The following is a 14079-nucleotide window of genomic DNA, read 5'->3' on the forward strand; positions in this document are numbered from 1 at the left end:
GAAGGATCGGTCTCGGGCGGGCGGAGTTTCGGCGGGGAACCCCTCAATCCGCGCGGTTCGCAGCGAACGCCGCGTCGGACCGCGGGACCGTCACGTCGGCGAGGCCGGATTCGATCTCGTCCCGGCGGTCCTCGAACCGCCCGGGCAACACTAAGCGCTCGCCGAGCGCGTCGAGCGGTTCGTCGCTCGCGTAGCCCGGGTCCGCGGTGGCGAGCTCGAAGAGGACGCCCGCGAACTCACGGAAGTAGACCGAGCGGAACCAGTGGCGGTCGATCTGTTCGGTCGGCCGGAGCCCCATCGACGCGACCGCGTCGCGCATCGCGGACTGGTCGGCGTCGGTCGGCGTCTGGAACGCGACGTGGTGGACCGTGCCGCGGCCCGAACTGCCCGACCGATCCGTCTCGACGACGTCGACGTACCTGCCCACGGCCCCGCCCGCGGCGAAGCGGGTCCGGTTGCGGTCGGTCGCGGCGTCGTCTTCGCCGCCCGTCGCGACGTCCGTCTCGGAGTCGGCCTCCGTCAGCCCCATCGTTTCGAGGAGCCGCTCGGTGCGCTCGGCGTCGTCGAGCCACAGCGTCACGGAGTGGAAGCCGCGGATCGCGGCCGACTCGGGGACGAACGCGGTCCACGCCGTCGTCGGGTCGTCGTCGGGGATCTCGACTTCGACCAGCTCGACCGGGAGCCCGTCGGGGTCGCGGAAGGGGAGGACCGTCTCGCCGAAGCGCTCCTCGCGGGCGTCGTAGTCGACGCCGCGCTCGTCGAACCGCGCCTCCCAGTAGTCGAGGCTCCCCTCGGGCACGCGGAACGCGGTGCGAGAGACCTGCCCCGCGCCGACCTCGCCCTCCGGCAGGTCCGTCCACGGGAAGAACGTCATGCTCGTGCCGGGCGTCCCCTCGGCGTCGCCGTAGAAGAAGTGGTACGTCCCGGGGTCGTCCTGGTTGATCGAGCGCTTCACCAGCCGGAGCCCGAGCGTCTCGACCCAGAAGTCGAGGTTGCGCTGCGGGTCGCCCGCGACGCAGGTCACGTGGTGGATTCCGGGGGTGGGAGTCGGGCCGTCCTCGGTTCCGGCGCCTGCGGAGTCGGACTCGTCTGTCATACTTCCAGATACGCCCCGGAGGGACTTGAATCGGCGCGGACACGGGTGTTACCGGGTCGGGTAGGAGCCCACGACGATGGCCGAGGGCGGGATTCGATCGATACCTGAACCCCGATCGGCTGCGACATCATTTATAAACGAAGTGCGGTGGCGCGTGCCGACGAGCGCCCGTCAGGGCGCGAGTCGCACGCGCGAGGGACGCGGTGAGCGCTCGAAGAGCGCGAACCGCGAGGCTGGGGAGGCGTGAGGTGCGGTGCTGTGCGGGGCGGGGTGGGGCTCAAAGGGGCCCTCGCGGCTGGGGCTTTGGAGGTGTGTTCCAACGGTTCGTGGTCGAGTATTTATAAACGAGCGGCTGGGGATTTGGAGGTGTGTTCCAACGGTTCGTGGTCGAGTATTTATAAACGAGCGGCTGGGGATTTGGAGGTGTGTTCCAACGGTTCGTGGTCGAGTATTTATAAACGAGCGGCTGGGGCTTCGGCGGTGTTCGCCGCCGCTCCGCAAGCAACTATTTATAAGCGAGCGACCGGGGATGTGTAGGCCTACTCCCGGCCCGCTCTCTTTTATAAATGTCGTCGGAGTTCCTCCACGATACGACCGGAATGCGGCCGCCCGCGGGTACTTCATCGGATCGAATCGACTGATCAGCGAGCTCGCGACATGGCCCGTTCGATCCGCTCCCTGAGCATCTCCAGCTGGTCGCCGACCGCGCCAACGGCCGCGAGAACCGGATACGTGACGTCGAGGTCCTGGTAGCAGTACCCCGGCAGGTCGAGCTCGTCGCCGAGCGCGAGCCGGCGCTCGTGGTCTGCGAGCACGCGCTGGCGGCGGGCCGCGATCCGGTCGCAGTCGTCGCGGAGCGCCCCGATCCGGGTCCGGCAGGCGTCGAGCGCGCCGAACCCGGCGGCCGCCGAGTCGTCTCCTTCACCGCCGATCTCCGCTTCGATCGCCCCGATCTCCGTCCGGATCGGTTCGAGGCGGGACCCAGCGCGCTCGACCGACTCGATCTCCGACTCCACGGCGTCGAGGAACGCCTCGCGCTCCTGAACGGCGGTCTCGACCGCGCACAGCAACGAGCGCTTGTACTCCTCGTGGAAGCAGTCCGTGCGGGTGAGCACGTAGGCGAGCTCGGGACCGAACTCCTCGGCGACGCTCCGCTCGTAGGTGTCGTCGTACTCCGCCTCGTAGTGCGGGACCGACATCACCGTGGCGCGGTACGCGTCCCGGACCGCGACGAGCCGGGAGCCGGGCGGCGCCGCACCGTCGGCTCCCCCGGTCGCTCCCCCGATCGCGCCGCGGACGCCGGCCGGTCCGCCCGCGCCGGCGAATCCTCCGCCCGCGCCCGGGTCCGTCGGGTCGACGCGCCCGCTCTCGTTCGGGATCGAGGAGACCCGGCCGCGAAACGCTCGGAACGCCTCCCGCTCGTCGACGACTCGACGCCGCTCGACCCGGAGCTTCGCCCGCGCCGCCCGGATCGGGTCGCTCTCCTCGTCCGCGTGAGTCGCTGCCATACGTCGCGGCACGTCGAGACCCCTCGTAAGCGCTTATATGAGTGGTATCGCGGACGGCAGAGACGTCCGGACCGCTCCGGAGCGGTATATACTCCAGTCGCCGTCCCCGTCGGCCGCGGCCGCGGTCGCTCGTACCGGGTCCGGTGGGCAGCGATTTTACCGCTCCGCCGCCGACAGTCGGTATGGAGAAGGTGTCCCTCGGCGAGGCGTTCGACTCGTTCGACGAGACGTGGTCGCCGCGGCTCGCCGGCGAGCTCAACGGACAGGCGGTGAAGCTCGCGAAGGCGGACGGCGAGTTCGTCTGGCATCGGCACGAAGACGCCGACGAGCTGTTCCTCGTCAACGCGGGGCGGCTCCGGATCGAGTTCCGCGAGGAGGCGGACGCCGTGTTAGAGGAGGGGGAGTTCGCGATCGTCCCGCGCGGGACCGAACACCGGCCCGTCGCCGAGCCCGAGGCGGAAATCGTCCTCTTCGAGCCGAGCGAGACGCGCAACACGGGCGACGTCGAGACCGACGAGACGGTGACCGACTTGGAGCGGCTCGACTAACTCTCACGTCACCACGGCCCGCGCGAGCGACCCGAACAGCGGCAGCCCCAGCGCCGCGCCGACCGTGACGTAGACGACCGGGAACATGTCCGACGCCGCGCCGGCCGCCGGGCCGAGCGAGGCCGCGAACGCGGCGAGACAGACGACGCCCGCGCCGAGCGCGTAGCCGGCGCCCCGACGGACTGTCGGCGCCACGAGCGACGCGAGCGCGCCCGCCGCGATCAGCCCGAGCCAGTGGACCGACACGAGCGCGACGCCGACCGCGAGCGCGGCGACGAGGGCGGCGACGTGAAGTCGCGGCTCCGTCCTGACGCGGTCCAGAAGGGCTGTGGAGTCGCTCATTCCGATTCCTCCGTCGGCTCGAACCGCACCGCCGGCTCGCCGCCGGCGCCGAGCGGCATCGGGCGCTGGTCGTTGTCGAGCCAGCGCCGGAGCTGGTCGTCGTAGTGCTCCGAGAAGTAGTCGCCGGAGTTCCCGCCCGGCAGGACCGCGGTCGCGTCGGTCCCGGGGCGCACCACCATCCGCCAGCTCGACCCGACCGACGACTCGACGCGGTAGTTCTTCACCGTCGCGGGCGAGCCGTCCACGGGCAGCTCCTCGTAGTTCAGGAACGGCGCCTCGCCGCCGACGGGGTGGCTCATCGCCCGCGTAGTGTTGTAGTCGCCGTACCGCTCCCACCCGGCCTCGTCTATCTCGTCGAGCGCGTCGCCGAGGGCCGCGACCGCCAGATCGGTCCGCGAGCGCCCGTCGAACAGCGGGTCGTCGTCGGGGAGCCGCGCCAGCGTCCAGTCGCTCGGGTAGTAGGACTCGCCGAGGTCGGCGTCGGAGAACGCGGGACCGAAGACGCGCTCGCGGAACGCCGGCAGGTACCGGGCGAACAGCAGCGCGGCGCGGGAGTCGCGCCGCATCCGGTAGTCCCACTCGTCGAGGGCGTCGGCGGCGTCGACCAGCGAGGTTGCGGGGTCGGGCCGGTCGCGGACCGCCTCGACCAGTTCGGGGACGAGCTCCGGCGCTCGCCCGTCGCGCACGTTGCTCTGGAGCGCGCGGTGGAAGTCGGGGTCGGTCGGCTCGCCCTCATCGACTCGCTCGGCCAGCCGGTCCGCGATCCGCGCGCCGCGGTACGGCGTCGCGTAGTCGACGCCGACGTAGTGGACCGGGTCGTCGATCGGACGCTGGTTCGCCGTCGAGAGCGCGTCGGGGTCGATCGCGTGCGGCTTCTCCTCGAAGGGGACGAACCCCTCCCACGAGGACTCGCCGAACGGCTCGAACCCGCGCCACTCCCCCTCACCGGCGGAGCCGTCGAAGATCCGGTCGCCGTCGACGACCTCGCCGTCGGTCCGACGGATCGGCAGGCGCCCGGTCGCGTAGTAGAGCGTCCGGCCGTCGGCGTCCGCGTACACGAGGTTCTGCGTCGGGAGGTCGAAGTCGCGCGTCGCCTCCAGCAGGTCGTCGAGCCCTTCGCTGCGCCCGTACGCCTCGATGGCGGTCGTCGTGCGCGTCGCGGTGTGGCCGGTCCACGCGACGCCGACCGTCCGCCCCTCGCGCTCGATCAGGGGGCCGTGGACGGTGCGGCGCACGCGGAGCTCGCGGTCCTCGCCGTCGGCCACCGGAATCGTTTCGCGGCGGTCGACCTCGAAGTCGCGCCACTCCCCGTCGTACCGGTAGCGGTCGCCCGCGTCGTCGATGTCGTACCGGTAGCAGTCGAGCACGTCGGCGCCGAGGTTGGTGAACGACCACGCGCCCCGGTCGTTCGCGCCCGCGATGACGAACGGGACGCCGGAGAACGTCGCCCCCCGCACCGAGCGCTCGGGCGTGTCGACCGACTGCTCGTACCACAGCGGCGGCGCCTGGAGGGAGAGGTGCGGGTCGTACGCGAGTATCGGCGTCCCGCTCTCGGTGTGCTCGCCGGAGACGACCCAGCTGTTCGAGCCGACGCCGGTCGGCGACTCGAAGCCGGAGAGCCAGTCGGTCAGCGCGGGGTCGACGGGGGCGGCGGAGTCCGACGGTCGTCCGCCGGACCGTCGTTCGTCCGCACGCGGCACGGACTCCCGCGTCCCGCCGAGCCGCGTCTCGGTCCCGTCGAGGATCGTCTCGTCGTGGTCGTACCGCTTCGGGAACAGCGTTTCCGCGCGCTCCGCGCCGAGGCGGTCGGCGACGAGCGCGCGCCGCAGTTCGCCGAAGCTCCCGGTGAGCGTCCACGAGATCTGCTTCTCCATCAGCATCGAGTCGACCGGGGTCCACGGCTCGGGCTCGTAGCCGATCAGCTCGAACTCCAGCGGGAGCGGCAGGTCCTCCATCGCCGCGTTGACGCCGTCGGCGAACGCCTCGACGAGCGGGCCGGCGCGCGTCTCGGCGACCGCGTCCCAGGTGGCCGCGGCGGCGTCGGCGAAGCCCATGGCGACGTTGAACTCGTCGCTGTCGAGCGTCGCCTCGCCGATCACCTCGGAGAGCCGGCCGCGCATCACCCGGCGCTGGAGGTCCATCGCGAACAGCCGGTCGAACGCCTGGCAGTAGCCGACGGCGAAGTACGCCGCGGGCTCCGCGTCGGCCTCGACCTGCGGGACGCCGAACTCGTCGCGCGAGACGCTCGCGGCGCCGTGGGGACTCTCGACCGTCTCGGGGAGCGACCGGTCGGCCGCGTCCCACGCCTCGCCCGACGGCGGGGCGAACGAGTCGAGGAGGTCCGCCGCGTCGCTCGCCGCCAGCCCGGCGCTGCCGGCCGCGAGGACGCTCGCGAGGACCGCGCGGCGCGTGGTGTCGCGTGTCACCTCCCGACCGAGGCCGCGGACCCTCATTATTATTCGGGTGCGGGCGGGCGCCGGGAAACGTACATCCGTCGGCCGACCGTACCGCGGACCGATGGAGGTCGCGCTGATCACGGTCGGGGACGAACTGCTCTCGGGCGACACGGTGAACACGAACGCGAACTGGCTCGCCGCGGCGCTGAGCGAGCGCGGCGTCGCCGTGGAGCGGATCCTCTCGATCCCGGACGACAGGGCCGAGATCGCGGCGCGCGTCCGGGAGTACGCCGCCGACTTCGACGCCGTGATCGTCACGGGCGGGATCGGCAGCACCCCGGACGACGTGACGATGGAGGCGGTCGCGGACGCGTTCGACCGCGAGATGGCCCCGACCGAGCTCACGCGCGAATCGGTCGAGCGCCGGCTGGCCGCGATCCGCGAGCGGGTGCCCGACCGCGAGTTCGACGTCGACGTCGAGGCGGAGGCGTCGGTCCCCGAGGGGAGCCGCCCCCTGGTGACCGAGGTCGGGCTGGCGCCGGGCTGCGTGATCGAGAACGTGTACGTCATGCCCGGCATTCCGGACGAACTGAAGGCTACGTTCGAGACGGTCGCCGACGAGTTCGGGGGCGACCGCCGCTCGCGGTTCCTCTACACCGTCGAGCCGGAGTCGAACATCATCGACGCCTTAGCGGAGGCGACGGACCGGTTCGACGTGGCCGTCGGCTGTTACCCCGACCGCGAGGCGGACCACAACCGGCTGAAGGTGACCGCGACCGACGACGACGCGCTCGACGACGCCGCGGCGTGGCTGCTGGACCACGCGAACGCCAGCGAGACGACGGTGTCGCGCGACTGGTGAGGGCGGTCCGCCCGGCGCCGCGCGATGCCCGTCCGCTCGCCGTCGTGACCGGTTCGACGATCCCGACACACAGCCGCGGACGGGTTTTTTCCGTCCCCGAACTACGCCGGAGCACGATGGCGAAAGCAGCAATCGTGATCCTCGCCGGCAACGAATCGCACGCCGACTACGGGCGCCTCGCGAACGCCCTCGAAGCGGCGAAGGAGTTCGCGGAGACCGACGGTGACGAGCTGGAGCTGATCTTCGACGGCGCCGGGACGCAGTGGATCCCGGAACTCGAAGACGAGGAGAGCGACTACCACGAGCTGTATCAGGCGGTCCGCGACGACGCCGCGGTCTGTGACTACTGTTCGAGCGCGTTCGACGTCGCGGACGCGGTCGACGACGCCGGGCTGGCCACCCTCGCCGAGTACGACGGCCACCCGAGTATTCGGTCGCTCGTCGACGACGACTACGAAGTCATCACGTTCTGAACGGCGTTTTCGGCCGACCCACCGCACTCAGCCGACCCATCACACTCGGCCGACCCACCGCACTCAGCCGACCCACCGCACTCAGCCGACCCACCGCACCCGGCCGCGTCGTCAGATGAATTCCGAGGGGTTCGGCCCGTTCGTGACGTGAACCTCGAACGGCTGCGTGCCGACGTCGTCCCGCTCGACGAGGTGCCAGTACGTCTCGGCAATCTCGTCGGGGTCGAGGAACGTCTCGGCCTCGCGGTCGGGCTGCCGCTCGCGGGCGTCGGGCGAATCGATCTGGCCGTCGATCACGACGTGCGCGACGTGGACGCCGTCGCCGCCGAACTCCTGCGCGATGTCCATCGCCATCCCGCGGGCGGCGAACTTCGCGGCCGTGAACCCGATCGCGCCGCCGCGGCTCCGCACCGCCGAGGTCGCGCCCGTGAAGATCACCGTGCCGCCGCCGGTTTCGAGCATGTCGCCGACGGCTTCCTGCGAGCAGACGAACGCGCCGCGGCCGTTGACCGCCCACGCCTCCTCGAACGCCTCGACGCTCGTGTCCATGAGGCCGGTCCACGACGCGGCGCTCGCGTGGTTGACGAGCACGTCCACCGGTCCGAACGCCTCGCGGACGGTCTCGAACCCCTCCCGGATCGCGTCGACGTCGGTGAGGTCCGTCGTGACCGCGAGCCCCTCGCCCGGGTCGGGGAGGTCGCCCGCGAGCCCCTCGATGTACTCCGTCGAGCGCGCGAACAGGGCCACCCGGCACCCCTCCGCCGCGAACTTCCGCGCGAGCGACTCTCCGAGTCCCGGACCGACGCCGGCGACGACTACCGTGTGAGTCATGACCGTGATACGGTCCGTCACGTGAAAACCGTCACGCCCCGGACGGTCCCCGCCGGCCGCGTCGGGGTTCGCCCGTTTCGAAGTCGATTCGCCGGACGCGCGGTTCAATCGGCCGCCTGCCCGCCGTCGACCGGGATCGTGTGGCCCGTGACGTACGAGGCGTCCGACGAGCAGAGGAACGCGACCGCGCCGGCGATCTCCTCGGGGTCCGCGATCCGACCCATCGGTACGTCCCGCATCGCGGAGGTGTCGTAGTCGGCCCGGACCGTCCGAATCGCGGTTCGGATCAGCCGCAGCGCGGTTCGGAGACGGTCGCGGAGCGACGGCGTCGAGCCGCCGGGCCCGTCACCGAGCAGCCCAGACTGGATGTTCGTCTTCGTCGGCCCGGGGGCGACCGCGTTGACCCGGATCCCGCGCTCGGCGTGTTCGAGCGCGACCGACTTCGTCAGGCCGACGACGCCGTGTTTGCTCGCCGAGTAGCTGGAGAGCCCGGGCATCCCGACCAGCCCCGCCTCCGACGCGGTGTTGACGATCGCCCCCTCGCCCTGCGATTTCATGACCGGAAGCTCGGCCTTCAGACAGGCCCAGACGCCTTTGAGGTTGACGTCGATGATCCGGTTCCAGCGCGCCTCAGATATCCCCGTCACGTCGACGAAGTCGGTCAGGATGCCGGCGTTGTTGTGCGCGAACTCCAGGCTCCCGTACGTCTCGACCGCCACGTCGACCATGTTCTCGACCGAGTCGGTGTCCGCGACGTCCACCTCGACGAAGGTCGCGTCGCCGCCGGCGTCGCGAATCCGGTCGACGGTCTCTCTCCCCTCGGCCGTCGCGATGTCCGCCGCGACGACGTTCGCGCCCTCCGCCGCGAAGCGACGCGCCGAGGCCCGACCGATCCCCGACCCCGCGCCCGTGACCAGCGCCGTCTTCCCCGCGATTCCGTTCATAGCTTCCCTCGTCGTTCGACGCCGCGGCGCAAAACTCTTCAGGTGGCCCTCTCCTCGCCGGGCGACCCGAGGAGAGCGGCGAAAGGCCCCGCTACCCGTCCCGGTTGAGCCGTTCCCGGTGGAGTACCTCGCCCTCGGCGAAGACGACGGCGGCCAGTCCCGGCTCCGAGTCGACCGCGACGCTCGTCTCGTCGCCGGCGGTCACCTCGTCGGCGTCGGAGTCCCAGGGGCGCAATCCCTCGGTCGCGGGTTCCACGACCACGTCGAGGCGGTCGGCATCGAGCGCGTCACCGCCGACGTGAGAGAACGTCACGACGCCCCCCTCGCCGTCGTCGGCCGGTTCGTACGCGACCTCGAACGTCGCCTGCGGGGGGATAACGTGTTCCGTCACGGTTCGGGTCTCGTCGCCGGCGGTCCACTCGACGGCGACCGTCGTGCCGGCGGAGAGATCGCCGAGCGACAGCGTCTCGCCGCCGGTCAGCCGGTCCGTCTCGTCGGCGGGCTGATCCGTCGCGGGCTCGCCGTCGATCAGCACTCGGAAGGCGTCGGCGTCGCGGCGAACCTCGCCGACGTAGCGGAGCGTGACCCCCGACCCCTCGTCGTCCCCGCCTCCGTCGTCAACGACGAACCCGCGGCGGGGCGCCGCCGAGAAGTGGCCGACGGAACTGGTCGCCGACCCGTTCTCGAACTCGGTGTGGACGCTGACGACGACGGTGTCGTCGAGCCCGACGTCGTCGACCGTGACGGCGTCTCCGGACGTGAGTTCGTCGTACTCGGCCGCGAACGCCGACTCCTGGTCGCGCTCTCGCCCGCCCAGTTCGCCAGCGCCGTTCACCGACACGCGCAGCCGCTCGGGGTCGGCGGGCTGTTCGCCGACGTACTCGACCGTCATGGCCTCGGAGTCGGCGTCGTAGGTCGCCGCGACCGCGTCGCGTGCCGTGGTCGTGCCGCCGAGGTGGTGTTCGCGGTCGCCGCCGGTCCACACGAGTCGGACCCGCGACAGCGGCGGCACCGGAGCGGCAAAGGAGTCGTCCGGACCGAACTCGTCGAGCTCGTCCCCGGGCTGGACGTCGGCCGGGCTGCGACCGACCTGGAGCTCCAACTCCGACGCGGGAAGCGTCCGGCCGCTCCGGTGCTGGACCGTGATCTCGCCGGCGTCCGGGTCGTACTCGATCGACGCGCGCGTGTTCGGAACGACCTCGTGGTCGGCGATGACGACCGGCTCGTCCGGCTCCCGCCACTCGACGGTGAGGGTCTTCCCCAGCGGGAGCTCGCCGAGAACCAGTTCCTCGTCGCCCGAGAGGGTGTCGTGCTCGTCTGCGAACTGCGCGTCGGTCGGCTCTCCGTCGAGCAGAGTCACGAACGCCTCAGCGGGTCGGGGCTCCTCTCCGTCGTACCTGACCGTGGTCCCGTCCTCGCCGTGCGAGTGGACCCAAACGCGCGGGGGGCTGGCGCGGTAGTAGATGAGCGCGTCGCCGCCCGACGGTTGCTCGACGTCGAACTCCAGCTGTACGCTGTCGCCGATCGACACGTCCTCGACGGTGACCGCGTCGCCGGGGGTGAGCGTTCCGTCGGTGAACTCCTCGCCGGCTGTTTGGACCCCTTCCTCGCCGCGGTGGACCAGCCGAAGGCCGCTCGCGTCGGCGGGACGCTCGGCCTCGTAGGCGAGTTCCAACGTCTCGTCGCTCATGTCGTAGTCGACGGCGAACGCCTCGCGGTCGACCCGTTCGCTGGCGTACGTGTCGTAGACGTTCGCGTCCGGGTCGAACCACCGCAGCGTGACGGTCGCGATCAGTCCGGTCTCGACGGTGATCTCGTCGCCCGCGGCGAACTCCTTCCCGTCGAGGACCGTGTCGCTCACCTCCTCGCCGTCGTGCCACACCTCCAGCTCGTCGGCCGGCACGGCCTCGCCGTCGACGTGTTCGAACGTCACGGTTCCGGCGGCGCGGTCGAACTCCGACCTGACTCGGGCGTCCGGCGACGCCTCGCGGTCGAGTTCCGGCGGGGCCTCGACGACGGCGTCGACGAGCGCGACGCCGTCGGAACGCGTGATGTCCATTTCGACGGGGTCTGCGGGGTCGACCGTACGCACGAGTCGCCTGACGGTCCCGTCGTCGAGTTCGTCGGGAGCCCCGGCCGGACGGACCACGTACGCGTTCTCCGCCGTGCCGTCGATGTCTCGGAGGTCGTTCGGGTCGGTCTCGAAGCCGGCGGCGAACGCGTCCACCTCGTCGGGGACCGACAGCGGAAACGGACCGCCGGCGGCGTCCGGAACCAAAAGCACCGTTTCGAATCCACCGAGCTCGGGGAGGGCGGCCTCGCTCAGCGGCGATTCCGCGAAACGGTCGGCCTCGTCGGCGGCGGCGTGGCCGGCAACGCGAGCGGCTTCGATCCGCCGGTCCCTCAGGTCGTCTTCCGACGGCTCAGCACCACTGCGAGGGCTCGGCGAGTACCCACCGCCGGTCGCGGCGGCCGCCACGCCGTCGCCGGTGACGAGCGCGGTCTCACCGTCGTCGGCGAGCCGCCAGCCCGCAGGGAGATCGTCCGTCGTCTCGGCTTCCGCGGGGACGTCGTCGTTCGACTCATCGCCGCCCTCGCCGACCGCGATCGTCTCGCCGCGGTCGGAGCGGTCGAAACCGCCGGCCGCCGTCACCAGCCGGACCCCGCGTTCGGAGGGAGTGACTGCGACGGTCGCAGCCAACTCCTCGGCGTCGACGTCGAGCCGCTCGGCCGTGGAACGGGCGCGGTAGCTCAGATCCGCTTCCGCGTCGGCGTCGACGCGGTCCGCAATCACCATCGCGTACGCCGTTGACAGGGCGTCGCCCGTCGGCAGCGGGAGGAACGCGTCGGCGAACGGGGCCGAAACATCGACGTCGAGGTCTCTCGGTCGGCCTGTGACAGTCGCGTCGGTTTCGGGGGCGAGAACACCTGTCAGCGCTGCGAGCGTCAGAGCGCTTCCTCCGAGGAAGCGCCGACGGGAGGGTCGGACCATACAAATCGATCTCGACCCCGCATGTAAAAACGGTCGATAATACAAATCGTCGTTGTAGTCTCCGGGTGCCCGGTGTCCTTGTTGTGCCCTCGTCGGCCGTCGGCTCCGCTATCGACGTACCGATCGTGGGTCGCGTCGAGACGTCCCGAGCGGCGACGGGGACGGTAGCGCTTGTACCGGATTTTTATACTTTGTGAGGAGAGAATATCGCCGTTCACCGTCCGCCCGTACTACGAGCGACGCCTTCGATGTTCGTCGGTAGGGCTCTTCACTCAGTATGCGACCGGATTGTCCGCCGCGGGTCTACTGTCGTCTCTCGGTTACGAGGTGTTCCCGGCTTGCCCGTCGAGGTGGGTATAGTAATTAAACACGTCAGCGTGCGTCGGGTCAGTCACGCGGACACCGCTCACCCCGTCGGCCACCGCCGACGGGTCGGCCGTCGAGGTGAGGAGACCCCGGACGACGCCGTCACCCCTGAACAACCGCTCGTCGATCACGTCGTCAGCGATGGCGTCGGCGTTCCCGAGCGAGGCTTCAACGACGGACGGGACTGAGGACTTGATCTCCGCCGGTGTCCCCGTCGCGACGATACCGGCGTCGGTCATGAACGCGATCCGGTCCGCCACGTCAGCGTCCATCGGAAGGTGCGTCGTCATGAGAACCGCTTTTCCGCGGTCGCGGAGCTTCGACAGCTGGTGATGCACTTCGCGCACCATCGTGAGGTCGAGGGCGGCCGTGGGCTCATCGAGGACGTACAACGGTGCCTCGACGCTCAGGGAGACCGCGAGTTCGAGTTTCCGACGCATCCCGCCCGAGTACTGGCTCACTCGGTCGTCGAGTTGGTCGTCGATGCCGAACGCTTCGACCAGCGTCCGCCACCGGTCGGTGAACGACGGGTTGAGTCGGTCGTAAAAGGAGACGTTCTCTCGGCCGGTCAGCCTGTCGAGACACAGCGCATCCTGTAGCAGGAAACTCGTCGCGCCGGGGGTAGTGGCTGGGACGCCTCCCGGGACTTCGACGGTCCCCTCAGAGGGGGACAGCCCACCGGCGAGACAGGAGGCGAGCACAGATTTTCCCGTTCCGTTCGGTCCCAGTAGGACGACGACTTCACCCGGCCCGACGGTCAGGTCGAGCCCATCGAACACGACGTCCCCGCCGAACGACTTTCCGAGGCCTTCGGCGGCGAGGACAGGCCCGTTCATCGCCGGAGCCCCCGATCGTACAGTTGCCACCGCGTGAGGAGCACACCAAACACTGCCGCCCCGACACTGTAGAGAGATAGTGGTACGAGACGGCCGCGTTCCGCGGCGAAGCCGACGCTTGCGATGTTTTCGCTCGTGACGAGCTGCGCCGCCATCGTGCGCGTCGCGAGTACGTTCGGGAGAAGCCCGACCACCGATTCGTCGAGAACCGCGACCGACGTGAGCATCCCGTTATACCCAGTAAGCATAAATCCGAACACCGCGATTAGGGATAACACGAACTGCGCGTACTGTTCGTTGTTGGCCGCGACGACGACGGGAACAGCGACGGCCATGAACACGACGCTCAATCCGAGGAACGCAGCGAACGAGACGGCGACCGGAAGAACGCCTGCGACGCCGACCGGCGCGCCGTCGAGAACGCCCACACCGAGACCGAATCCGAGCGCCAGCGCTGCCACGACCAGACCGGCCGCGACTCGTCCAGCGAAATCTGCCGAGGGACGGACCGCCATCGACCGGTAGGCGATGAACCGGTCGGCCTCCAAGTCGACGGCGAGTTGGCTCCCGAACACGGTGAGAGACGCGATCATCGCGCCCAAGACAGCAATACCGACCGCGAACAGTCCTTTCGTGGTCGGGTCGAAGGACCGCGTCGCGGTCACGAGGAGGTACATGATCGGTGGCAGTCCGACGGCAACCGCCAGGACTGACCAACTCCGAGAGACGTCTCGGAGCGTGCGATACGCGAAACCCGATGCCTGAGCCACCCAGACACGGCCCTGCTGTTTGACCGATGATCGGTCTTCCACCTCCACCGCGCTTGAACTTGTTTCGAGACGGGTGGCTGTCGCGTCGCTATCGCCCATTCGCAACCACCTCGAA

12 protein-coding genes are annotated in these 14079 nt (G+C 70.2%); 3 read left to right on the forward strand and 9 right to left on the reverse strand.

The window, feature by feature from the left end; translation table 11 throughout:
• Positions 1 to 43: 43 nt before the first annotated feature.
• Positions 44 to 1096 carry a ring-cleaving dioxygenase gene (locus DVK07_RS15590; protein WP_121597911.1) on the reverse strand — a complete coding sequence of 351 codons (1053 nt, stop codon included), beginning with the start codon at positions 1094 to 1096 and terminating at the stop codon, positions 44 to 46.
• Positions 1097 to 1737: 641 nt separating this feature from the next.
• A complete protein-coding gene (locus tag DVK07_RS15595) occupies positions 1738 to 2604 on the reverse strand; it encodes a hypothetical protein (protein WP_121597912.1) in 867 nt (288 codons plus the stop codon).
• A 182-nt stretch (positions 2605 to 2786) separates the two neighbouring features.
• Here DVK07_RS15595 and DVK07_RS15600 point away from each other — a divergent pair, with 182 nt between their 5' ends.
• A complete protein-coding gene (locus DVK07_RS15600) occupies positions 2787 to 3152 on the forward strand; it encodes a cupin domain-containing protein (protein ID WP_121597913.1) in 366 nt (121 codons plus the stop codon).
• 3 nt (positions 3153 to 3155) lie between these two features.
• Here the strand turns inward: DVK07_RS15600 and DVK07_RS15605 are convergent, their stop codons facing one another.
• Entirely contained in the window at positions 3156 to 3494 is a 339-nt protein-coding gene (locus tag DVK07_RS15605; RefSeq protein WP_121597914.1) for a hypothetical protein, read from the reverse strand.
• Positions 3491 to 5920, reverse strand: coding sequence for a penicillin acylase family protein (locus DVK07_RS15610; protein WP_121597942.1), 2430 nt, complete (start codon positions 5918 to 5920; stop codon positions 3491 to 3493). The genes DVK07_RS15605 and DVK07_RS15610 overlap by 4 nt, the downstream gene beginning before the upstream one ends.
• 91 nt (positions 5921 to 6011) lie before the next feature.
• On the opposite strand from DVK07_RS15610, the gene DVK07_RS15615 reads away from it, so the two are divergent.
• On the forward strand, positions 6012 to 6752 hold the full coding sequence (locus tag DVK07_RS15615) for a molybdopterin-binding protein (RefSeq protein WP_121597915.1): 741 nt from the start codon (positions 6012 to 6014) through the stop codon (positions 6750 to 6752).
• A gap of 116 nt (positions 6753 to 6868) precedes the next feature.
• Positions 6869 to 7225 (forward strand): DsrE family protein, encoded by a 357-nt coding sequence (locus DVK07_RS15620; protein ID WP_121597916.1) that lies wholly within the window; start codon positions 6869 to 6871, stop codon positions 7223 to 7225.
• 111 nt (positions 7226 to 7336) lie between these two features.
• Here DVK07_RS15620 and DVK07_RS15625 read toward each other — a convergent pair whose 3' ends face one another.
• The 5 genes from DVK07_RS15625 to DVK07_RS15645 form a co-directional block, all read right to left on the reverse strand.
• Positions 7337 to 8056: an SDR family NAD(P)-dependent oxidoreductase gene (locus tag DVK07_RS15625; protein WP_121597917.1), complete on the reverse strand. Its 720-nt coding sequence runs from the start codon at positions 8054 to 8056 to the stop codon at positions 7337 to 7339.
• 104 nt (positions 8057 to 8160) lie between these two features.
• On the reverse strand, positions 8161 to 9000 hold the full coding sequence (locus tag DVK07_RS15630) for an SDR family NAD(P)-dependent oxidoreductase (RefSeq protein ID WP_121597918.1): 840 nt from the start codon (positions 8998 to 9000) through the stop codon (positions 8161 to 8163).
• Positions 9001 to 9091: 91 nt separating this feature from the next.
• A complete protein-coding gene (locus DVK07_RS15635) occupies positions 9092 to 11797 on the reverse strand; it encodes a hypothetical protein (protein ID WP_121597943.1) in 2706 nt (901 codons plus the stop codon).
• Between the two features lie 515 nt (positions 11798 to 12312).
• Positions 12313 to 13194: an ABC transporter ATP-binding protein gene (locus tag DVK07_RS15640; RefSeq protein ID WP_121597919.1), complete on the reverse strand. Its 882-nt coding sequence runs from the start codon at positions 13192 to 13194 to the stop codon at positions 12313 to 12315.
• Entirely contained in the window at positions 13191 to 14063 is an 873-nt protein-coding gene (locus DVK07_RS15645) for an ABC transporter permease (RefSeq protein ID WP_121597920.1), read from the reverse strand. The genes DVK07_RS15640 and DVK07_RS15645 overlap by 4 nt, the downstream gene beginning before the upstream one ends.
• Positions 14064 to 14079: the final 16 nt, after the last annotated feature.

This window comes from Halorubrum sp. Atlit-26R (assembly GCF_003666015.1).
Taxonomy (GTDB): Archaea; Halobacteriota; Halobacteria; order Halobacteriales; family Haloferacaceae; genus Halorubrum.